Origin of the sequence: Clostridium sp. AM43-3BH, assembly GCF_003479985.1 — a bacterium.
In the GTDB taxonomy this organism is placed as follows: domain Bacteria; phylum Bacillota; class Clostridia; order Lachnospirales; family Lachnospiraceae; genus Otoolea; species Otoolea fessa.
Map to the genome: position 1 here is coordinate 289,314 of NZ_QUIH01000002.1, position 21,176 is coordinate 310,489.

The window sequence follows — 21,176 nt, forward strand, 5'->3', positions numbered from 1 at the left end:
ACTGCTAAAATTCTGATCGTTTTTTTCATTTTTATTTCCTCCTAATATTAATATTCTTTAATTCATTTGGTATTTCATCCAATGTTCCTATATATGTACCATTCATATATAATTCATACCCGTTTTCTGTCTTTACAAAAAAGTTATTTTTTTTGACTATATCATCTTCTTCAAAATACGGTGCATGCAACTTCAAATCAGCTACTGGTTCTATTACTATTGTACCAGACAATATAATAGCAATTAAGAAAAAGAACAACTTAATATTGACCTGTTTTTTTTGTTCTTCATTCAATATAGAAGAAATTCTAATTTTCAAAAAACTTCCATTAAAAAAAGATAGTGTTCCTCTCCTTTTTAACGCTTTTGTCCTAGACATTTTTAACAATATTTCAACATAATGAATTTTTTCTATTTCAGATAACTCATTACAAACAATTAAATCATTTCTTATTTCTAATATGTTAGAAAAATAATACCGAACTATGTATACTAACGGATTCCACCAGTATAAAAGACATAATATTTCAAAAAAACACTTTAAAAATAAATCTCTTTTAATGTAATGTCCCACTTCATGCAAGAGTACTATTTTTTTTGTTTCTTCATCTATATTCGGTATTATTATATACGGATTTTTTATACCAACAATAAATGGATCTTCTATACTATCAACTTTCAATATTGGTATTTTTTTCACTTTTTTATACTTTTTAACACGAATATACTCTATCGGTCTTATTTCTTTTATTAATTTTATAAATGATATATATGATAAACTTTTTTGCACTAAGATAAGAAAACTTCCAAGTAAACTAATCAAAAAAAGTACAGAAAAATGACTTAAAAATCCTATTTTCCCCCGCATAAAGCGACAAAGTTCTGGATATAATATTTTTATTCCTATCGTATGACTTATTCCGCAAATATCTATTGGAAAAAATAATCTTACTCCTGTTAGTACAGTGCAAAAAATAAGTAATTTTACTTCATACAAGCTATAATTTTCTTGCTTTTTCCATATATAAACCGACAAAAAAACCAATAGCAAAATTGAACTACATATTGCCGATAAAATTGATGTATATGTTATTTTCATAAAATCTCTTTTTTTCTTTTTTGAACTATACGTTCTAATTCGTCAATAACCGACTCTTCATCTACTGCTCCATTCAACAAAGCTGCTGTTATTGTATTTACAAAGGACATAGGATTTCTAGAATTTTTCATACATTTTTCTATTTTTTCTTCTATTTCTTCATCCTGAGTCTTTTTCGCTTTATATCGCCTAGCAAAAACTTTTCCAGTCTGAACTGTATCAATAACCTGAACATAACCCTTATCAAGCAATTTTCTTAACACAGTATGGACTGTTGGCGTTGTCAATTCTTTTTCAGATTCTACAATTTCTGTCACCGTCATGGGTTTTTCATACTTCCACAAAACCTGCATAACATTCATTTCTCGTTCACTTAAATAATTATTCTTCATAAAATTCCCAATCTCATAATTTATAGAAACAAAGGGAGCAACTGACGCCCCCTTTGTTTTTCACTCAAGTTCCAATACTACTAACTAATATTATCATTTCCAAGATCCACATTCCATAAATCACTCTATCTTTTTTCATTAGCTCATACCATTCAGGCGTATCTAATAATCTTGGTTTTTTAATTATATAATAATAACAAAAAATCAAAATACAAAGAAAAATTCTAACAGTTCCCACCTGATCATACCAATTTCTAATTCCCATTATGGAAGCAATTCGCTCCCCACAAAGACACAGTTCCATTAATAAAGCGGCAAACGTTGCTTCTCTTCCTTGACGGAATTCATTTGATACTCTATTCTCTTTCATTGCATCTCCCTTTTTTATTACCAATACTCATACTTGGTATAACCTGGCGTCCACCCTAATACTCCATCATTATTATAGCCATATGTATAAGATATTGTAACTTTTGCATAGTTTATGCCACCCTTTTGTGCAGCTGCTAAAACTGTTTTAGCAACAAGTGCTGCCACTGCTACCCCTGCTCCTGCTCCGCCTACCTGTCTTGCGATAAAATTAGTTATTGTCGCTAAATCTTTCATTTCTTGCAAATCAATTGTATACACAATATTTACAACGGTTCCTATAGCAGCTGTTGCTGGTAATCTTCCAGTTATACTAGATGCCCTCGAAGCACCTGTAGATCCTCCACTACCACTTTTGCTTACTTCCAATAATTCTTTAACTTCCGATCTTGAAAAACCAAAATCTTCCATTAACATATCTTCCACAACAGTTTCATCCGTTACCGAAGCATATTTATCATAAATATCTCTCAATTCATGTTGATCAATCACAACCTTTGTTGCCACTTTATCTATTGAATATGGCGGCGCTTCCGCAAATGTTGGGATTACCAATGAAGTTGACATAACTATCGACAATAAAATACTCATAATTTTTTTCATAAAACCACCTCTTAACGTTATTCACATTATTAATGAGCATCCCACATTTTTGCTGCATTGGAATCCCTCCCTTCTTTAAATTTAGTAAACAAGCTTTAATTTGATTATATATTATCATCTTTGATTATATATGTCAATATTAAAAATATATTTTCATTTCAAATATACTTTCAATCTTTTCTACACAATTAAAAACTACTCTTTCGCCAGCGCCGCGAGCCCGGAAAGAATCTCCCGCGCCTTCACAAGCATCGTCTCGCAGTCCGTATGTTTCTGCCGCACATCGCGGTAATAGAACGACGGCACATCACCCGTCCTGAAGGTCAGCGTGCCCTTATATTTCTCCATCAGCGCCGGAATGCCGGAGACGTCCAGATCGGCTTTCTGGTACATCTGAATCGTGATATCCTGCTTCTTTACATCGACCTCCACGACGCCCGCCTGATGAGCAAGCGCTTTTAGATCGGCGATCTTTAACAGGTTCTCCACCGAACGTGGAATCTCGCCAAAGCGGTCGATCAGCTCATCCTGCATATCCATGTACTCTTCCTGGTTCTCAATACCGGAAATCCGCTTGTAAACGTCGAGTTTCTGATATTCATTGCGGATGTAGGACGGCGGAATATACGCGTCGATGTCGCAGTCCACCACCGTCTCGAAGTCCTCGGCTTCGTTCTCACCGCGAAGTGCCAGCACCGCCTCGTTTAAGAGCTTGCAGTACAGGTCATAACCGACCGCCTGCATGTGGCCATGCTGTTCCGCACCCAGAAGATTTCCGGCGCCGCGCAGCTCCAGATCGCGCATCGCAATCTTGATACCGCTTCCCAGCTCCGTAAATTCACGGATCGCCTGCAGACGTTTTTCCGCCTCCTCACGCAGCAGCTTGTCGCGCCGGTACATGAGAAACGCATACGAAGTCCGCCCGGAACGTCCGACGCGACCGCGGATCTGGTAGAGCTGCGACAGCCCCAGCCGGTCGGCGTCGTGGATGATGATCGTGTTCGCATTCGGAATGTCCAGTCCCGTCTCAATGATGGTCGTGGACACCAGAACGTCGATATTGCCCTCGACGAAATCCAGCATAATTTTTTCCAGTTCATGTTCGTGCATCTGCCCGTGGGCGAACACGACGTTTGCCTCCGGCACCAGAGCCGCCACATGGTTTGCCACCTCGTCGATGTTGTTGACACGGTTGTAGACATAATATACCTGTCCGCCCCGTGCCAGCTCCCTGTGAATCGCCTCGCGCACCATCTCGTCGTTGTACTCCATGACGTAGGTCTGAATCGGCAGGCGATCCACCGGCGGTTCCTCCAGGACACTCATATCCCGGATGCCAATGAGACTCATATGCAGGGTACGCGGAATCGGCGTCGCCGTCAGCGTCAGAACGTCTACATTTTCCTTTAGTTTCTTGATCTTTTCCTTATGTGCCACGCCGAAGCGCTGTTCCTCATCGATGATCAGAAGCCCCAGATTTTTAAAGACAACATCCTTAGAAAGGACGCGGTGCGTTCCGATCACGACGTCCACCTGCCCTTTTTTCAGATCTTCCAGCGTTTTTTTCTGCTCGCCCGCCGTGCGGAAACGCGACAGCATATCGACCCGCACTGGGAAATCCTTCATCCTCTGCACAAAGGTATTGTAATGCTGCTGCGCCAAAATTGTGGTCGGCACCAGATACACAACCTGCTTCCCCTCCTGAATCGCCTTAAATGCCGCCCGGAGCGCGATCTCCGTCTTGCCGTATCCAACGTCGCCGCAGATCAGGCGGTCCATGATGCGGCGGCTTTCCATGTCTTTTTTGGTCGCCTCGATCGCCTCCAGCTGATCCTCCGTCTCCTCAAACGGGAACATTTCCTCAAATTCCCTCTGCCAGACCGTATCCGGTCCATACTGGTAGCCCTCGCTCCGCTGACGCGCTGCATAAAGCTCGACGAGATCCTTTGCAATATCACGGACCGCACCGCGCACCTTGCTCTTCGTCTTATTCCATTCCATTCCGCCCAGTTTATTGAGCTTCGGCGTCCTGGCATCCGAACCGGCATATTTCTGGATTCCCTCCAGGCGTGTCGCCGGAAGGTAGAGATTACCGCCGTCGCGGTACTCAATCTTGATGTAATCCTTGACGACCTTGTCCTGCTCGATCTTCTCAATGCCCCGGTAAATGCCGAGTCCGTGGCTCTCATGCACCACATAATCGCCGATCGAAAGCTCGGAAAAGCTCTGGATTTTCTTACCCTGGTAGGAGGTCTTTTTCTTCTTTTTCCGCCCCCGTCCGCCGCCGAACATGTCTCCCTCGGTGATCACGACGAACTTAATCAGCGGATATTCAAATCCCCGATGCAGCTTTCCGTAAGTCACCAGGATTTCACCCGGTTTCACGGTGTTTTCGCCCTCATCCGGGCAGAAGGCGCTTAAATCATACTCCCGCAGATCGCCCGCCAGACGGCTCGCGCGCGTCCGCGAACCAGCCAGCAATACCACCCGGTATTTTTCCTTCTTCCAGCGCGCCAGATCGCTGATTAAAAGCTCAAATCCATTCTGGTAGGAATTGACATTTTTAACGCTCAGACTGTATTTTTTCTTAACCGTCATGCCGGAGAGCTTCTGATCCAGCCCCAGCAGTAAAAGAGTGCGCGGACGCATTGCCATCGCCAGCGTCTCCTTCGCCGAATAGAGGAAGGAAGTCTGCCCCGGAAGCAGATAGCCGCCCTCGAGACGGTGCGACATGCTCTCCCGGAACTCCGTCTCGGTCGTCTCTGCTTTTTCCTTCAAGCGCAGCGGCTCATCCAGGAAAATCGTCAGCTCATCGACTGGAAAATAGTTTAAAAATGATACCGTTTCCTTGCAGAAATACCGGATATAGCTTCCCAGCCCATGCACCCGGAAGCCCTCGCGAAGCCCCTCTAAGACCTCCGAGACAGCCGAATCCATCCGGTACGCCTCTTCCGTCTTCATGGCATCCCGGAGCTTTTTCACGTATTTCCTGCGGTCTTTCTCGATCGCCTCGGTTCCATCCTGAATCTGCTCCGGCGTCAGCGCCATCTCCGTCGCCGGATAGATCACTGCCTCGTCCACCTGCTCGATCGATCGCTGGCTTTCCGGGTCGAAGGTACGGATCGAATCGACCTCATCGCCCCACAGCTCGATCCGGTACGGCACCTCCTCCGTCAGCGGGAAAATGTCAATGATACCGCCGCGCACCGAAAACTGCCCTGATCCCTCAACCTGCGCGACCTTCTCATATCCCATTTCCGCCAGGGCGTGCGTCAGCTTCCCGACCTCGACCACATCTTCTGCCCCGATCGTGAGACTCCGCTCTTTCATCCACGCAAGCGGCAGCAGATGTTCCATCAGCCCGTCGATCGTCGTGACCACCACGCCGCCGGAACTCTCCAGAACCCGCCGCATGACCTGAATCCGCTGTTTCGTCAGCAGGTTTCCGTGGATATCCGACGTATAAAACAGCAGATCCCTCGCCGGGTACAGCGAAATATCCGTATCAAAGCACCGGTAATCCTCACAGATCTCCCGCGCCCTCGAATCATCGTAGGTGACAATCAGCTTCCAGGGCGTCAGATCCGAAAGCTCGGACAGCAGATGCACCTTCTGCGAATCCAGGCATCCCGTGACAAGAAGCGGTCCCTGTCCGCGCTGTAAATCCGTCTTGAGATCCTGAAACTCGATCATCTCCTCTAACGGATTTGCAAATAAATCGCTCATTGTGTCTTGACTTCCTCCTTCCTCTCCGCCTTCTGCTTCTCTAGCTTCTCCTTCTCCCCGCGCGCCGCGCCGTTAAAATGGTTCATCGCCGCCTCAACGCCCTTTGTCATCATATCCACGACTGCCGCCGCACCGTCCTTAAACGCCGTCGTCATCGTTTCGGCTTCCTCTTTCGGAAAATGTCCCAGCACATAGTCTGCCAGATCCATGCGCGCCGGCTTCTCGCCCACACCGATCCGCACGCGTGGAAATTCCTGCGTTCCCAGATGGGCGATGATATTTTTGATTCCATTGTGACCGCCCGCGCTGCCTTTTTTGCGGATCCGGATGCCGCCCGGAACCAGGCTGATATCGTCATAAATTACGATAAACTCCGATGGATCTACCTTATAATAATCCATCACCTGACGGATGCACTCGCCGCTCAGGTTCATATACGTCTGCGGCTTTACCAGAATGACCTTATTTCCCTCGATCATGCCTTTTCCGATCAGTCCCTTAAATGCTTTCTCCCGGACATCAATGTTATACTTGTCTGCCAGCGCATCCAGCGTCATAAATCCCACATTGTGGCGGGTTCCCTCATATTCTCTTCCCGGATTTCCAAGTCCTGCAATTACATACATAATTCTATTTCTCCCTCTTTTTCCATAGTATCAAAAATACCAGATTCTTCACTCATCGTCTTTCTCAAAAAGCCAAAACAGACACGACTTTAAGCGTTAAATCCTGAAACTGCCACTTTTTCAAGCTGTTTCAGGATCTAACGCACTTATTTTTCTGGATACTTTTAAAGTTACTGTTCACGGATAGACACTTTTGGAATCGAAAGTGCCGTAAGTTTTGGGGTCGTGTAAATAAGAAGTTACTTTCCCTTCACAACCTCAACCGCCTTCTGCAGCTGATTATCCTTCTCCTCTGGAATCACGACTTCCTGCGCCGCCTCTTCATCCAGCTCCACCTCGAGATCCGGCTCGATGCCTTTTCCATGGATATCATTTCCATTCGGCGTATAATAATGGTCGGTCGTCAGCTTGATCGCGCTTCCATCCGAAAGCGGCATCAGCGTCTGCACGATACCTTTACCGAAAGTCTTCGTTCCGACGATCGTCGCCACGCCGTAATCCTTCATTGCACCGGTAAATACCTCCGACGCGCTGGCGGAATTGCCATTTACCAGCACAACCATCGGGATCTCCAGGCTGTGTCCATCCTCAGCGTCGTATGTCTCCTCCGTGCCCTTCTTATTTGCCACGGTCAGGATCCGTCCGCCATCCTTCAGGATATAATCCGCCATTGAGACAACCGTCGTCACCTCGCCGCCCGGGTTGTTCCGCAGATCGATGATCAGGCGCTTCATGCCCTCGCCCTGCAGTTCCTCGATCTTGGATTTAAACTGATCAGCAGTCACACGGTCAAACTCCGCAACGGAAATATATCCGATCTCTTCATCCAGCATCTTGCCTGACACCGTCTGCACATCGATCGGTCGGCGGGTCAGAGTGATATCCTTGTACTCGCCGCTATTTTCACGATAAACCGTGATCGTCAGCTGGCTGCCTTCCTCGCCCTTGACGTAATTATTGACCAGAAGCGACAGATCCATGCCAATCACCTCGGTGCCGTCTACCTTATAAAGCGCATCACCCGGAAGGATGCCCGCCTCCTCGGCCGGGCTGCCCTCAAAAACGCGCACGATCGTGCTGACGCCGGTCTGGACATTCTGGGATACCAGAGCGCCGATGCCGCAGTAAGAACCATTTGTCTCATCCAGGAAGCTTGTCAGCTCGTCCGGCGTATAGTAAACCGCATACGGATCATTTAAACCACTCAAAAAGCCCTGATAAATGCCGGCTTCCTCCTCGGATGTATCAATTTTTTCCTCAAACAGGTACTTTTTATCGATAATATCCTGTATCTGCTCCAGCTTTTTCGTGACATTCTCAAAATTGACCGGCTCCTGTGCCTGTGACGGTGTTCCCTCAGTCTGTACCTGTACCTGTGTCTGGTTATCGATCACACGGCGTCCAAACATGTAAATACCCGCCGAAGCACCGACCGTGATCAGACACACCAGTGCTGTCACCAGCACACCGACCATCACACCGCGCCAGAATTTATTTTTACTGTCCATCTCTTATGCCTCCTGATTCCTGTCTATTCCTTCCGGATTTGTAACTGTTCAGTACCTTCACAGTCACGCGCAAAAATCCATCAAAAATTGCCTACGGCAATGGGATTTTTTCCTGCTGGTCCATGTTTTCGTACGGTCAGCGCAGTAAATGCGCAGACCTACTGAACAGTTACCCGGATTTCATCTTTTGCAGCCACCTGATACTTTCCGCACTACGGACTTACATAGCTCGAAGGGTTTACATAACTTCCGTTCTTGCGGACTGCAAAATGCAGATGAGAACCTGTCGAATATCCGGTCGAACCTACCTTCGCGATCGTCTGTCCGGCTTTTACCGTATCCCCTGCCGATACCAGAAGCTGGGAACAGTGCATATACACGGTTGAAAGTCCATTTCCATGGTTGATCACAACATAATTTCCAGCCGAATAGCTGTAGGTTGCAATCGAAACCGTTCCTCCGTCGGCTGCCACGATGCTGCTGCCGGTCGAAGCGCTGATATCAATGCCCTTATGGTTCGAGGACGCGCCCGCCGTCGGTGATTTACGGTTTCCGTATCCAGATGTAATGCGTCCGCTTGCAGGGCACGGCCAGCGCAGCGAAGAACTTCCCGTCGAAGTGGTAGTCGTACTGCCAGTATTCCCTTTCCCGGTCGAATTATTCGTCTTTCCCGCTGCTGCGGCTTTTCTGGCTGCTTCCTCCGCCGCTTTTTTCGCCGCCTCTTCCGCTTCCTTCTTCTTAATCTCCGCCTCCATCTGCGCGATCTTGGCTTCCTGCGCCTTGATATCGTCCTCATACGCTTTCGCCTGCGCTGATTTCTCGCCGATCTGCGCGTTGACGTTCTGAAGCTCTTTATTTTTCTCATTCAGGAGAAGCTGGACCGAATCCTGCTTTGCCTCCGTCTGCGTCTTCATGTCCTGCAGCTCCGCTTTCTCCGTCTCCAGCTTTTTTTTGCTGTCCGCGATGGACTCTTTCGTCGCCACATACTGGTCGAGCATCTTCCGGTCATATTCCGAAATCTTTGAAACATACTCTGCCCGGTTTAAAAGCTCCGAGAGCGAACGGGCTTCCAGAAGCAGATTTAAGTAGCTGCTGTCGCCCTTCTCATACATATATTTGATACGCATTTTCATCGAAGCATACTGCTTTTCTTCGGTTTTCTGCGCTTCCTCCAGCTTTACCGCCGTCTCATCGATGCTTTTCTGCTTGCTGGAAATATTATTTTCCAGCTTCGTGACCTGCGACTGCAGATCATTCATCTTTGTGTCCAGCTCCTTGACATAGCTCTCGGTGTTACTTTTCAGCCCCTGAAGGCTTTTGATCGCCTCCTCGGTTTTCTTTTTCTCCTGTTTCAGGGTGCTTTTCTTATCCTTGGCACTGCTTACATCCTTTTTCGTCGCTGCCGCCACCGAGGTCAGCACTGGGGAAGACGCCAGCGCCGCCATCACAAGAAACAGAGCCGCACGCACTTTCAATCCCTGTTTTTTCATATTCTCATCCTTTTTACCGCAAATTCCCGCTGCCCCCACAGCAGCCGCCAATGTTTCTTACACCTTTAAATGTCTGCGGATCGTAAAGAAGCTTCCGACAAAACCGATTCCCACGCCCAGCGCCATCGCCACGGCTACCATGCTCGGGAAAATGGTCTGAATCGGGATAAATTCAATCAGGTTCGACAAGATATCAAACCGTTCCATCATATATACAACCGCCTGGCGGTACAGAAAATACGTGATCGCCAGCGGAATCAGCGCGCCGACCAGACCGATCATCACACCCTGTACAACGAACGGCGCACGGATCATGAAATTCGTCGCACCGATCAGGCGCATGATCCGGTTTTCCTCCCGTCTAAATGCAGCTGCCGTCGTGATCGTATTGCTGATAAGGAAGATAGCAACTGCCAGCAGAATAGCGATGATCACCCCCGACAAAAGTCCCAGCATCTTGTTGAAGCTTGAAAGCCCGGACGCCGTATCGCTCGAATAATTGATCTTCCGGATCCCCTGCACCGTGCCAAGCCATGCAACCATGTCATCCTGCATGTCAATGTCTTTCAAATAGATCTCATAGGACGCCGAACCGGCTAACGGGTTGTCATCCGCAAATCCCTCTGCCAGATCCTCGACTCCCTTAAAATATTCTTTCTTAAAGCTCTCCCATGCCTCCTCGGCAGAAACATACTTTGCTTCCTTGACCTCATCGCGGGCGCGTATCTCATCCCCGATTTTCTGTATCTCATCCTCACTTATATCTTCATTGAAGAAAATCGTGATTCCTACTGTAGATTCTGCATTCCGCACCATATACTGTACGTTGGCAATCAAGCCAAAAAACATACAGAACAGGAAAATACATGCCGAAATAATCGCCACCGACGCCAGTGAAAACCAGATATTCCGGATGATATTACGCATGCCCTCCTTGGTGCAGTAAATCAATGTACTAATTCTCATGCCAGATACCGCCTTTTTGATCTCCCGTCAGCACGCCGCGCGTCAGCGTGATCACACGTTTTCCCATCTCCGCTACGATCTCCCGGCTGTGCGTTACCACAAGCACCGTCGTCCCGCGCCGGTTTATCTCCTCCAAAAGCTCCATGATCTCCATGGAATTATGTACGTCCAGGTTTCCCGTCGGCTCGTCCGCCAGAAGTATCTCCGGCGAGTTGATCAGCGCACGGGCAATCGCAACACGCTGCTGCTCGCCGCCCGAGAGCTGGTTCGGGTATGCTTTATATTTTGAAGAAAGCCCCACCAGCCGGAGCATTTCCGGCACATTTTTCTTGATCTCACGGGACGATACGCCGATGACCCGCTGTGCAAACGCGACATTTTCATATACCGTCTTATCCTTCAACAGACGGAAATCCTGAAACACCATTCCCAGCCGTCTGCGGTACTTCGGGATGTAGCGTCCCGGCATCTTTTCCAGATCCATATCGTTGACGATAATCTGACCAGAAGTCGGCTCCAGCTCTTTCAAAAGAAGCTTTAAAAGCGTCGATTTGCCGGAACCGCTTCGTCCCATGATGAAAACAAACTCGCCGTCCTGAATCTGAATATTGATTCCCTTTAAAGCTTTATTCCCCGTCTTGTACGTCTTGGTGAGATTTTTAACCTCTATCATGCGTAAATCCTCTTTTTCAATTCTCCAAATGAAATTGCTGCGGCAAAGGCAATCTTCCTCCCCGCCACAGCAATTTGGCTTAATAATCCAGGTTTTCCATGTATTTCATATATTTTACAACCATTAGGGCAATCTTAAATGTGATCGCATCCTCAAACACCCGCAGATCCAATCCCGTGCTCTTCTGGAGCTTATCCAGACGGTATACCAGTGTATTGCGATGGATGTAAAGCTGTCGGGAAGTCTCAGATACGTTCAGGCTGTTCTCGAAGAACTTGTTGATTGTCGTAAGAGTCTCCTCATCAAACTCATCCGGCGATTTGCCATCAAAAATTTCCTTGATAAACATCCGGCACAGCGGCAGCGGCAGCTGATAGATCAGACGTCCGATTCCCAGCTTGCTGTATGCGACCACATTTTTGCTGCTGTAGAAAATCTTTCCTACATCCAGCGCCATCTTCGCCTCTTTATAAGAACGCGATACGTCCTTGATCTCGTTGACAATCGTACCGAATGCCACGCTGACACGCGTCAAGGACTCGGTATTGAGCATATCTACGATGGATGTGGCTGTCTTTTCCAGATCGTCATAAGTCTCGCCCGGCTTCACTTCCTTGACCAGAATAATGTTCTTCTCATCCACTGCTGTGATGAAATCCTTCGTCTTGGTCGAGAACAGGCTGCGGACGGTCTCAAGCGCATTCACATCCTTCTCATGCTGCGTCTCGATGATAAATACGATCCGCTTGACGTTCGTCTCGATGTGCAGCTTCTTCGCACGGTTATAAATGTCAACCAGAAGCAGGTTGTCAAGCAGCAGGTTCTTGATAAAATTGTCCTTGTCAAAGCGCTCCTTGTAAGCTACCAGGAGGTTTTGAACCTGAAATGCCGCCATCTTGCCGACCATGTATACGTCGTCGCTTCCGCCCTTGGCAAGAAGTATATATTCTAACTGGTGATCGTCAAACACCTTGAAAAACTGATATCCCTGTATCACCTGACTGTCCGCCGGAGAGTCTACGAAAGCCAGAATTGCACTCTCATATTCTTCAGCGCCAGTAAATGTGGATGCCAGCACCTTGCCTTCCGTATCACAGATACAGAGATCGACACGCGTAATTCCCTTTAACCCCTCGATGTTTGTCTGGAGTATCTGGTTCGAAATCATATTCCTCTCTCCTTTTCTTTTATCCTCCGTCCAGCTGTGTTTCCGGGTCTTCCAACCTGTCATCCCCCAAACCCGTTTGTTACCCCTCCGGCAATCTGTGCCTGTGGACCATAACCGTTTTCTCTCTGAATCTTGGACGGATCTTTCTCTCTATTTTAAAGCAAAGTGACGAAAAAAAAAAGAGGGCGGACGAAAAAAAGTGAATTTTTTCGTCATTTTGCCCTCACACGCCGGGATTTTCACAAACTGGAACTTGTTTTTCCGGCGAAATTTTCCAAATATGCGATTCATTCTTATTTTGCTGCGATCGCTTCCATCTCCATCAGTACACCCTTCGGAAGCTTAGATACCTCGACGCAGGAACGTGCCGGGCATGCGCCCTCGAAATATTTCGCATAGATTTCATTTACCTTTCCGAAATCATCCATGTTCTGGATAAATACGGTGGTCTTTACAACCTGCTCCATGGAAGCGCCTGCTGCCGCCAAAAGATTCTTTACATTGGTTAAAACCTGCTCTGCCTGAGCCTCGATTCCCTCCGGGATCTCGCCGTTTGCCGGATTGACCGGAATCTGACCGGATGCAAATACCATTCCATTTACCTCGATTGCCTGGGAATACGGACCGATCGCTGCCGGTGCATTGGTTGTGCTGATTACTTTCTTCATGCCAAATCTCTCCTTTGTCTTTTATTTTAAACGGATAGAATCTTCGTTTACTTCTACTTTTCCTTCTTTTAAAAGGTGTCCAACCGCACGCTTGAACGCGTTTTTGCTTAAATTAAATTCGCGGCGGATAATCTCCGGCTCCACGCGGTCATTGAACGGAAGAACGCCGTTTTTTTCTTTCAGACGTGCCAGCACCGCCTCGGCATCCGCATTCATCTGACGATACGCCACCTCGCGCAGGCTCAAATCCAGTTTTCCATCCTCGCGCACCTTCGTCACGCGTACCTTTAAAACCTCGCCCAGGCGGCATTTTCCATACAGCTCACGGTTCGGAATCAGACCGAAATAGTGGTCTGCCACTGCCACGAACACGCCCAGATTTTCATTGATCTCATAGACTCGCCCCTCGGTCCACTCGTCCTTCCTGTACGGTGCATCGCTGCAAAGATACGAATATACCTTCATCGTCGCCGCCAGACGACCACTCTTATCGATATACAACGCTACCAGGCACTCTTCCCCGGCGCGAACCGGATATACCTGCTCTTTAAACGGGAGCAGCAGATCTTTTTCCAGCCCCATATCGAGAAAGGCGCCGATCTTCGATACATCCTTGACCTTCAAAACCGCCGTCCCGCCCAGTTCCAGCTTCGGCATCGAGGTCGTCGCAATCAGGCGATCCTCGGAATCTTTATAAATAAATACCTTGAGCTTATCGCCCACTTTTGTGCCCTCCGGCACCTGTTTCTTCGGAAGCAGGACCGCCGCCGCATCATCTTTCTTCTGTCCCAGATACACGCCGAAGTTTTTCTCCCGCACTACCATCAGTTCCTGTACTCTTCCCAGTTCAATCATGTCATTCGTCCTCTCTTTTCTGCCGATCTCTTTTTTTATTTAACGGTTGCATTTTTCATTCACTGGCAGACAATCCACGCCGAATCTTTCTTCGGCTGCAATGATTCAGTTTCTTCACTGCTACATACAAACTCTTTACAAACCAGTCCTTGCCAGCCACAAATTCGCATACACCTGACCTTCCGCATCCTGCAGCGATACCACGTATCCTTCCGGCACCTGCGCCAGTTTCGGGTACATCACATTCCCAAGCACTGCCGCCTTCCGGTACTCCACTCGCAGTTCTCCGAGTGCAAAGTCCACAGGCAGCAATTCACGCGCAATCGCCACATACTGTGCATTGTTCACATGCCGGTTCGTATCGAGATGATGGCGTTCCACCGTGACCGGCGCCGCCGTCTCATACGTCTCAGGCAGGCGGATTTTCTTCGGCGCTGGCGGCATTGCAAGCGGTTTATCTTCAATCTGGTAGCCCTCCAACTGGCTTTCCGGCACCCGCACCGGGCATCCTTTTTCCAGATCGTAGTAAAACCAGGTCGAATCCGCCCGCACCAGCGGGTTTCCCATCTCATCCTCGATCGTGAAATTCCGGTAGCCATAGATTCCCTTAAACCCATACGGCCAGGTCGAAATACGGATCCGCTCGCCAAAATGCGGCTGTCTGAGAATCTCTATCTGCCATCCGCTCAGCCACCACGCCCGTTTTTCCTCATTCAGATAGGAAATCCCGAGTTTCAGATCCTCCGACTGGAACGTCGAACAATCCTGAAGATAATTCATGATTCCCACCACAGAAAGATTTCCCTCTTCATCCGTCTCACTGTACCGGACCCGGCTGTCAAATGTATACATATCGCTCTCTTTTCCTTTCCGTCTTCCGGCTCTCCGCACCATCTCCGCGCATCCGCCATCTGCCGTTTCGTCCTATACTGCCTTAACATTCTGTCATGAAACTCATTATATCCGATTCGAACCACGTTGTCTACTTACAGACCCAGAATATTGCAGAATTTGCCGGACGCATGGCGCGGTTTCTGCCACAGCAGCCGCCCAAACAAAAAAATTATCAAAAAAGCGAAAAAAATAGTTGACGAATCTGTTTCCTTACAGTATAATATAAATCGTTCAATTCATTGGGCTATCGCCAAATGGTAAGGCAACGGACTCTGACTCCGTCATTTTCAAGGTTCGAATCCTTGTAGCCCAGCTAAAAAGCATTTGTTTGCCAAAGACGGCATGACAAGTGCTTTTTTTGTATTATGGAAACTCCCTCTGAAATGTTCCATAATACAACATTTTTCAACTCAATAAACCTCCATATGTTTGCGAAAAAACAAGAAAAGAACCCCCGCTCCGGTCATCCCTCACAGCCGGCGGCAGGGGTTCTTTTCTATTTCCAAATACTCTTAATAACTGTATAGATCAGCCAAATCAGAAGAATCGGCCCCGCCAGATGAATCAGGATGGTAAAAATACCTCCGACCAGTGCAAACAGCACAAATAAGATCGCAATAACCACCACGCTGAGAATCACCTTCCAGTACCATTTGTTCAAATCGATGTAATGGAAGTTCGGCGGCAGACCGCTGTCGTCCCGCTCCGAAAAACCGCCGTTGTAGGAGGACGCTGTGCGCCCGCTCCCGGCAGCGTCTCCCGAAGTGTACGAACCGCCCTGGCCGGTCTCCCCGGCGCCCTCGCTGCTGTCGATAATGGTTTTCGCAATCAGGCGTGGGCTGCCGATCTCCTCGATCACTTCTTCCTCCCGGCGCCCTTTCGCCGCCTCCTGGCTGATATACTGATCGTAATAGCTTATGTTGCTCTGGATGACTGAAGCCGAAACCTCGCCGTCCAGCGCCTCCCGAAGCTCCTGTAAAAACTCTGTCTTTCTCATCTTGTCTCCTTATTCCTCAAACCGTCCCGTTTCTCCCGTTTCACCCAGCCGAAAGAAACAAGCTTCCAGTTCCCGTCCCTTTCAACTGCCTCAGCGTATGCGCTCTTTCAAAAGTCCGCTCCGGTACGCTTTCAAGAGCTCTTTCAGATCCTCGATGCGGCCCGCCAGCTCCTTGCCCTCATCGGTATCCGCCACTGTGATGCGCTTCTGCATTTTCTCCACAATATATACCTTCGGCGTCCGCTCGCGCTCCGGGTCAAATGGCTTGTGTTCCGCAAGCGCGAGATGGTGCGAATTGAAAATCAACGTATATCCGGCGATTCCCGTCCGCTCCTGGTAGGCTTTCGACAGCCCGCCGTCAATGATGAAGAGCTTGCCGCCAGCCCGGATCGGTGTCTCTCCACTCTTAATCTTCACCGGCATATGCCCGTTGATGATATGCGAGCCCTTCGTCGGAAGTCCAAATTCCTTCAAAATCATATCGCAGGTCTCTTCTTCCTCACTGAGCTGGTAATACGGGTTCATCGTCTCTCTCATCACTTCCGGATCCTCGATGAAATAATGCTCAAAGCTGCGGTTTTTGTCCTTTCCAAATACCGGCGATTTCGCACCATTCCACAGATACCACATAAAATCGCGGCACGCCTCCTTCTCCGGCGCGTCCTCTGGAAGAAAATAGGCATTTTTAACCTGTGTGTCAATAAAATCCATCAATTCCTTGCCGCGGTACATCTTGCCGCCCACCATCAGACCGTCAAATTCCCGATTCTCCGTCATCGGGATACAGCCGTGATAGAGCAGGTTGGAATTGCAGCATTTATACATGCTTCCGTTGGAATATAGGAAACGGACATGCTCATGCAGCCGCGCATTGTGGCGGAACGACAGCTCCAGCGTGTGAAGCAGCTCTTCCTCTTCGTCCGTCAGCCGCAGCGGATCCGCCGGATCCACCGTCGGGAAATTCATGTCGCGCATCGGATACTCTTTTCCATCGATCGTGACCGTGCCGCGGTCATAACGAATCGCTGACAGAAGTATCCGCTCTTCCATCCCGTACTCCGGATGGCGCTTGATGATCTGCCCCTCTTCCTTATACTGTAACACCGCGATCGCCTTGTGCATCTTCGCCGCCAGCTTCGGATCCACTGCATCGTAAATATTTTTGTCAAGAATCTGCGGCAGAAAACAGGTACACGGATCGTCCCGGTACACGCGCTCCGCAAACATCGACAGCGGGCGCAGGTTAATTCCGTAGCCGTCCTCCAATACATCAAATCCATTGTAACCGAGCGCCATACGCAAAACATTGCAGATACACGCCCGGTTGCCCGTCGCCGCGCCCATCCACGAAATATCATGATTGCCCCACTGGATATCCACATCATGGAAATGCATCAGTTCCTCCAGAATGATATCCGGTCTCGGACCACGGTCAAATATATCGCCCAGGATATGAAGATTATCGATCGTCAGACTCCGGATCAGGCTGCAGATCACGACAATAAAGCTGTCCGCCACCCGGACGTCAATCAGGGTATTGATAAGTTCGCTGTAATACTCCGTCTTATTGTCATCGGTATTATCGACATATAAAAGCTCATCGATCACACCCGAAAATTCCCTCGGCATCTTTTTTCTTACCTTGGAACGGGTGTATTTCGACGAAACCTCCCGGCAGATCTGCACCAGACGGTAGACCGCCGTCTTCTGCCAGTCCTCCGTGTATTCGTTCGCCTGTTTGATCTGATTGATCATTTTTTCCGGATAATAGATAAGGTTCGCCAGCCGTACCTCGTCCTCCTCCGAAATAATATGTCCAAATGTCTCGCGGATCTTCTCCCGGATAATACCCGACGAACTGCGGAGCAGATAAATAAACGCCTCATGCTCACCGTGCAGGTCACTGAAAAAATATTCCGTGCCCTTCGGAAGTCCACAGATTGCCTGTAAATTAATAATATCACTCGCCGCCGCCCGGATATTCGGATACTCCCGCGAAAGCAGCTTCAAATATGCTAAATCCCTCATGTTATCAGCTCCCAAACTGCGCTGTCTGCCCGGATATTGTCGTGACTCGTTATCGTCGCGCTCGCTTTGGGTAAACAGCACATTATCTACATTGCATTTGCCTTTTTGATAGATTTATAGTAGCATAGATTCAGATCAGGGTCAAAATATATTTTCGGCACTTTCAGTTCCTAAAGTGCCTACCCGTGAACAGAAACATTTTTTTCCATACATAAATACAGGAGGAACATTCATGACAGAACCACACACTCTCTACGTGTTTGGCACCGGCAACGCCACGATGACACGTTATTATAATACCTGCTTCGCCATCCGCTCCGGCGAGGAATATTTCATGACAGACGCCGGCGGCGGCAATGGCATCCTGCGGATTCTGGAAGAAATGCAGGTTCCATTAAACCGCATCCATCATCTCTTCGTGACACACGAACACACCGACCACATTCTCGGCGTGATCTGGATGATCCGGATGATTGGCACTGCCATCAAAAAGGGAAATTATGAGGGAATTTTTCATATTTACTGCCACGACGGCCTGATCGACACGATTCAGACCTTCTGCCGCCTGACACTCCAGAAGAAATTCTGCGACCTGATCGGCGATCCGATCCAGCTCATCCCGATTTCTGACCGAGAAACCCGGCAGATTCTCGATATGGAGGTCACCTTCTTTGACATTCATTCGACCAAGGCGCGCCAGTTCGGCTTCCGCGCTGTGCTGCCGGACGGCAAGATCGTCTGCTGCCCGGGCGACGAACCGCTGAACCCGCTCTGCGAAGAATTTGCCAAAGGCGCCGACTGGCTTTTCCACGAAGCCTTCTGCCTCTACCGCGACCGGGAAATCTTCTCCCCTTATGAAAAACACCACAGCACCGTCAAAGATGCCTGCGAACTCGCCGAACGCCTCGGTGCGCGGCATTTGATTCTGTGGCACACTGAAGATAAGACTTATCCGGAACGCGCTGCTTTGTACCGCGCTGAAGGGGAAGCCTATTATCATGGGGATTTGCTGGTACCGGAGGATGGGAGTGTGATAGAGCTGTGATTGTATCTTGCAGCTCTACCTCTTCCTCAAATGATAATACGTCATCGTCGCCGACGTCAGCAGCGTCTCCTTATCATCATAAATCTTGCATTCGCACACCGAAAATGCATAACCATTCTGTATTTCCTGCGCCCGGGCGATGATTTTGGATGTGTTTTTTCCAGCTTTCAGATAATGGATCGTGCCATCCACGGTCGGGACTGCGTAGTCGCGCCCGGTCATCGCTGCGGTGCCGCCCACGGTATCCGCCAATGAATACAGGACGCCGCCGTGCACGATACCTAAGATATTCATATGCCACGGTTTCAATACAATCTCTCCAACTGCATAGCCCGGGCGTGCCTCGGTAATCTCCATCTCGATTTTCTTCCGGAAATCATTGGCTGCATCCGTCTCCTGTCCGCGCTTCTCCCAGACTTCTGAGAATGAGCCGGACGGCTTTTTCTTTTCTTCCTTCTTTTCCATTTCATGTACCTCCTTGTATATATGATTTACTCTCTTTTTTATTTCTCTGCAGGTCATCTATTATTTTCTTCTATTTTTTCTATCACTTTTCTCTCTGATATAATCTGTTTGTATAATCTGTTTGCCTGAATCAGCCCATCCTTTTTCCTCGCCTCAAACGCTTTTTCTCATAATTTTTCCAAAGATGGACTCATACTTTCTCCCATCCTCTCATACAATCTTATCAGATTGCAAAAATGTTATTGTTCACGCATACGTGCCCAGTAACGGAATTTGCCGTGGCTTCGCATTTAAATACTATCGCACAGGAGGGATCTGTCTTGAAACGAAGTTCTGTTATCATTGCACTGGAAATCTGCGCCATTGCGGCGCTCTTTGTCAGCTGGTCCTTCCAGCGTCCGAACAGCCGTCAGGTCACGGTCGGGAATGCGTCGGAACATTTTATCCGCTGGGTGGATTTCGATGTAACCGCCGACGCCATGACACAGGCGTTCCGCTATGATGTTGATACCTGCCAGCAGGATCTCCATCTGAACTGGGTCGATCTGCTCGCCTACCTGGGGGCGCGCTACGGGGGCGATTTTTCACATTATCAGGCGTCCGATATGACGGAAGCTGCCGAACAGCTCCAAAATGGCGTTACAGTGGAAGAATTGACGAAAAATATGACCTCTTTTGCCTATTATCGTGAGGCTTACGGCGCGGTTCTGGATGGAATGGTCGGACTGTATGAAATTGAGATTCCGAAATCGGAAGCACCGGCTTTTGCACTGGCGGACGCGCAGATACAGGAAGGGGATCCGGCTGCCAATACCTCCTACGCAACGACACCACCAACAACAACAGCAACCACAACTGGTACAGACACAATCGACTCAGCCAGTCAAGCTTCACCAGAAACTTCAGCCTCATCCAACACACAAACTTCTCTCGAAACCCCAGCCCCCACTCTCTCCGATCCCGACGCTGTCCCCCTGACTCCCTCCGGTGAGGAAAAAGTCTGGGTTACCAAATATGGTCTGAAAGCGTTTCTCCCACTGGCGAAAAACTTTCCCTACAGCCACTATGACGATTTCGGTGTCTCCCGCAGCTACGGTTACCGGAGACGGCATCTCGGGCATGATATGATGGGGCAGACGGGAACGCCTGTGATTGCTGTGGAATCCGGGCGCGTCGAGGCGCTCGGCTGGAACCAGTACGGCGGCTGGCGCATCGGCATCCGCAGCTTTGACGGGAAACGATACTACTATTATGCACATTTACGCAAAGACTACCCCTACCAGTCAAATCTGAAAGAGGGCAGTCTCGTCACCGCCGGGGACGTGATCGGTTATCTCGGGCACACCGGCTACAGCAGCACTGAAAACACCAACAACATCGCTGAACCGCACCTGCATTTCGGATTGCAGCTCATTTTTGACGAATCCCAGAAAGAAGGAAACAACGAAATCTGGATTGACTGCTATGAACTGATCCGTTTTCTGGCGATAAACCGCTCCGAGACCGTCAAGAAAGAAGGCACCAAAGAATGGACGCGTGTTTATGAAATGAAAGATCCTAGTATCGATCAATTTTCCACCCCATGACAAAGTTTTCTTACCAAG

At 48.5% G+C, this 21,176-nt stretch carries 19 protein-coding genes and 1 tRNA gene; 3 read left to right on the forward strand and 17 right to left on the reverse strand.

Going from position 1 to position 21,176, the window contains the following annotated elements; translation table 11 throughout:
- Positions 1 to 31: 31 nt before the first annotated feature.
- From DW931_RS04755 to DW931_RS04820, 14 genes are all read right to left on the reverse strand, one after another.
- The gene (locus DW931_RS04755; protein ID WP_107001487.1) at positions 32 to 1,099 is read right to left on the reverse strand and encodes a M56 family metallopeptidase; all 1,068 of its coding nucleotides are present in this window, start codon (positions 1,097 to 1,099) and stop codon (positions 32 to 34) included.
- The gene (locus DW931_RS04760; protein ID WP_107001486.1) at positions 1,096 to 1,491 is read right to left on the reverse strand and encodes a BlaI/MecI/CopY family transcriptional regulator; all 396 of its coding nucleotides are present in this window, start codon (positions 1,489 to 1,491) and stop codon (positions 1,096 to 1,098) included. Before DW931_RS04760 ends, DW931_RS04755 begins: the two co-directional genes overlap by 4 nt.
- A gap of 64 nt (positions 1,492 to 1,555) precedes the next feature.
- On the reverse strand, positions 1,556 to 1,861 hold the full coding sequence (locus tag DW931_RS04765; protein WP_107001485.1) for a hypothetical protein: 306 nt from the start codon (positions 1,859 to 1,861) through the stop codon (positions 1,556 to 1,558).
- Between the two features lie 17 nt (positions 1,862 to 1,878).
- Positions 1,879 to 2,463 (reverse strand): hypothetical protein, encoded by a 585-nt coding sequence (locus tag DW931_RS04770; protein WP_107001484.1) that lies wholly within the window; start codon positions 2,461 to 2,463, stop codon positions 1,879 to 1,881.
- A gap of 195 nt (positions 2,464 to 2,658) precedes the next feature.
- A complete protein-coding gene (gene mfd, locus DW931_RS04775) occupies positions 2,659 to 6,189 on the reverse strand; it encodes a transcription-repair coupling factor (RefSeq protein WP_118626913.1) in 3,531 nt (1,176 codons plus the stop codon).
- The gene (pth, locus tag DW931_RS04780) at positions 6,186 to 6,815 is read right to left on the reverse strand and encodes an aminoacyl-tRNA hydrolase (protein ID WP_118293418.1); all 630 of its coding nucleotides are present in this window, start codon (positions 6,813 to 6,815) and stop codon (positions 6,186 to 6,188) included. The genes mfd and pth overlap by 4 nt, the downstream gene beginning before the upstream one ends.
- A gap of 239 nt (positions 6,816 to 7,054) precedes the next feature.
- The gene (locus DW931_RS04785; RefSeq protein WP_118293417.1) at positions 7,055 to 8,323 is read right to left on the reverse strand and encodes a S41 family peptidase; all 1,269 of its coding nucleotides are present in this window, start codon (positions 8,321 to 8,323) and stop codon (positions 7,055 to 7,057) included.
- 212 nt (positions 8,324 to 8,535) lie between these two features.
- Positions 8,536 to 9,813, reverse strand: a complete 1,278-nt coding sequence (locus DW931_RS04790; protein WP_118482352.1) for a M23 family metallopeptidase — start codon at positions 9,811 to 9,813, stop codon at positions 8,536 to 8,538.
- 57 nt (positions 9,814 to 9,870) lie between these two features.
- Positions 9,871 to 10,779 (reverse strand): permease-like cell division protein FtsX, encoded by a 909-nt coding sequence (gene ftsX / locus DW931_RS04795; protein WP_117796018.1) that lies wholly within the window; start codon positions 10,777 to 10,779, stop codon positions 9,871 to 9,873.
- The gene (gene ftsE, locus DW931_RS04800) at positions 10,769 to 11,452 is read right to left on the reverse strand and encodes a cell division ATP-binding protein FtsE (RefSeq protein ID WP_117796019.1); all 684 of its coding nucleotides are present in this window, start codon (positions 11,450 to 11,452) and stop codon (positions 10,769 to 10,771) included. Before ftsE ends, ftsX begins: the two co-directional genes overlap by 11 nt.
- A gap of 79 nt (positions 11,453 to 11,531) precedes the next feature.
- A complete protein-coding gene (locus tag DW931_RS04805) occupies positions 11,532 to 12,620 on the reverse strand; it encodes a helix-turn-helix domain-containing protein (protein ID WP_107001479.1) in 1,089 nt (362 codons plus the stop codon).
- A gap of 293 nt (positions 12,621 to 12,913) precedes the next feature.
- On the reverse strand, positions 12,914 to 13,288 hold the full coding sequence (locus DW931_RS04810) for a RidA family protein (RefSeq protein WP_117796020.1): 375 nt from the start codon (positions 13,286 to 13,288) through the stop codon (positions 12,914 to 12,916).
- Positions 13,289 to 13,309: 21 nt separating this feature from the next.
- The gene (locus DW931_RS04815; protein WP_118472934.1) at positions 13,310 to 14,143 is read right to left on the reverse strand and encodes a S1-like domain-containing RNA-binding protein; all 834 of its coding nucleotides are present in this window, start codon (positions 14,141 to 14,143) and stop codon (positions 13,310 to 13,312) included.
- A gap of 135 nt (positions 14,144 to 14,278) precedes the next feature.
- Positions 14,279 to 14,995 (reverse strand): acyl-ACP thioesterase domain-containing protein, encoded by a 717-nt coding sequence (locus tag DW931_RS04820; protein ID WP_118293429.1) that lies wholly within the window; start codon positions 14,993 to 14,995, stop codon positions 14,279 to 14,281.
- 282 nt (positions 14,996 to 15,277) lie between these two features.
- Between DW931_RS04820 and DW931_RS04825 the strand changes: the two genes are divergently transcribed.
- A tRNA-Gln gene (locus DW931_RS04825) sits at positions 15,278 to 15,350 on the forward strand.
- 183 nt (positions 15,351 to 15,533) lie between these two features.
- On the opposite strand, the gene DW931_RS04830 is transcribed toward DW931_RS04825, so the two are convergent.
- Complete coding sequence (locus DW931_RS04830) at positions 15,534 to 16,034, reverse strand: DUF1700 domain-containing protein (RefSeq protein ID WP_107001476.1); 501 nt, start codon at positions 16,032 to 16,034, stop codon at positions 15,534 to 15,536.
- Between the two features lie 90 nt (positions 16,035 to 16,124).
- Entirely contained in the window at positions 16,125 to 18,062 is a 1,938-nt protein-coding gene (locus tag DW931_RS04835; RefSeq protein ID WP_118472935.1) for a fructose-1,6-bisphosphatase, read from the reverse strand.
- Positions 18,063 to 18,294: 232 nt separating this feature from the next.
- Here DW931_RS04835 and DW931_RS04840 point away from each other — a divergent pair, with 232 nt between their 5' ends.
- Positions 18,295 to 19,107 (forward strand): MBL fold metallo-hydrolase, encoded by an 813-nt coding sequence (locus DW931_RS04840; protein WP_107001474.1) that lies wholly within the window; start codon positions 18,295 to 18,297, stop codon positions 19,105 to 19,107.
- A 15-nt stretch (positions 19,108 to 19,122) separates the two neighbouring features.
- On the opposite strand, the gene DW931_RS04845 is transcribed toward DW931_RS04840, so the two are convergent.
- On the reverse strand, positions 19,123 to 19,572 hold the full coding sequence (locus tag DW931_RS04845; protein WP_182429163.1) for a PaaI family thioesterase: 450 nt from the start codon (positions 19,570 to 19,572) through the stop codon (positions 19,123 to 19,125).
- 320 nt (positions 19,573 to 19,892) lie between these two features.
- Between DW931_RS04845 and DW931_RS16190 the strand changes: the two genes are divergently transcribed.
- Entirely contained in the window at positions 19,893 to 21,158 is a 1,266-nt protein-coding gene (locus DW931_RS16190; RefSeq protein WP_265104164.1) for a M23 family metallopeptidase, read from the forward strand.
- The last annotated feature ends 18 nt before the right edge of the window (positions 21,159 to 21,176 follow it).

Bases quoted from the DNA above. Each gene is read 5' to 3' on its own strand.
- DW931_RS04815 (WP_118472934.1), bottom strand. From the start codon at position 14,143: ATGATTGAACTGGGAAGAGTACAGGAACTGATGGTAGTGCGGGAGAAA.
- ftsE (WP_117796019.1), bottom strand. From the start codon at position 11,452: ATGATAGAGGTTAAAAATCTCACCAAGACGTACAAGACGGGGAATAAA.
- DW931_RS04840 (WP_107001474.1), top strand. From the start codon at position 18,295: ATGACAGAACCACACACTCTCTACGTGTTTGGCACCGGCAACGCCACG.
- DW931_RS04830 (WP_107001476.1), bottom strand. From the start codon at position 16,034: ATGAGAAAGACAGAGTTTTTACAGGAGCTTCGGGAGGCGCTGGACGGC.
- DW931_RS04770 (WP_107001484.1), bottom strand. From the start codon at position 2,463: ATGAAAAAAATTATGAGTATTTTATTGTCGATAGTTATGTCAACTTCA.
- DW931_RS04790 (WP_118482352.1), bottom strand. From the start codon at position 9,813: ATGAAAAAACAGGGATTGAAAGTGCGTGCGGCTCTGTTTCTTGTGATG.
- DW931_RS04835 (WP_118472935.1), bottom strand. From the start codon at position 18,062: ATGAGGGATTTAGCATATTTGAAGCTGCTTTCGCGGGAGTATCCGAAT.
- DW931_RS04755 (WP_107001487.1), bottom strand. From the start codon at position 1,099: ATGAAAATAACATATACATCAATTTTATCGGCAATATGTAGTTCAATT.
- DW931_RS04805 (WP_107001479.1), bottom strand. From the start codon at position 12,620: ATGATTTCGAACCAGATACTCCAGACAAACATCGAGGGGTTAAAGGGA.
- mfd (WP_118626913.1), bottom strand. From the start codon at position 6,189: ATGAGCGATTTATTTGCAAATCCGTTAGAGGAGATGATCGAGTTTCAG.
- DW931_RS04845 (WP_182429163.1), bottom strand. From the start codon at position 19,572: ATGGAAAAGAAGGAAGAAAAGAAAAAGCCGTCCGGCTCATTCTCAGAA.
- DW931_RS04820 (WP_118293429.1), bottom strand. From the start codon at position 14,995: ATGTATACATTTGACAGCCGGGTCCGGTACAGTGAGACGGATGAAGAG.
- DW931_RS04765 (WP_107001485.1), bottom strand. From the start codon at position 1,861: ATGAAAGAGAATAGAGTATCAAATGAATTCCGTCAAGGAAGAGAAGCA.
- DW931_RS04810 (WP_117796020.1), bottom strand. From the start codon at position 13,288: ATGAAGAAAGTAATCAGCACAACCAATGCACCGGCAGCGATCGGTCCG.
- pth (WP_118293418.1), bottom strand. From the start codon at position 6,815: ATGTATGTAATTGCAGGACTTGGAAATCCGGGAAGAGAATATGAGGGA.
- DW931_RS04785 (WP_118293417.1), bottom strand. From the start codon at position 8,323: ATGGACAGTAAAAATAAATTCTGGCGCGGTGTGATGGTCGGTGTGCTG.
- DW931_RS04760 (WP_107001486.1), bottom strand. From the start codon at position 1,491: ATGAAGAATAATTATTTAAGTGAACGAGAAATGAATGTTATGCAGGTT.
- ftsX (WP_117796018.1), bottom strand. From the start codon at position 10,779: ATGAGAATTAGTACATTGATTTACTGCACCAAGGAGGGCATGCGTAAT.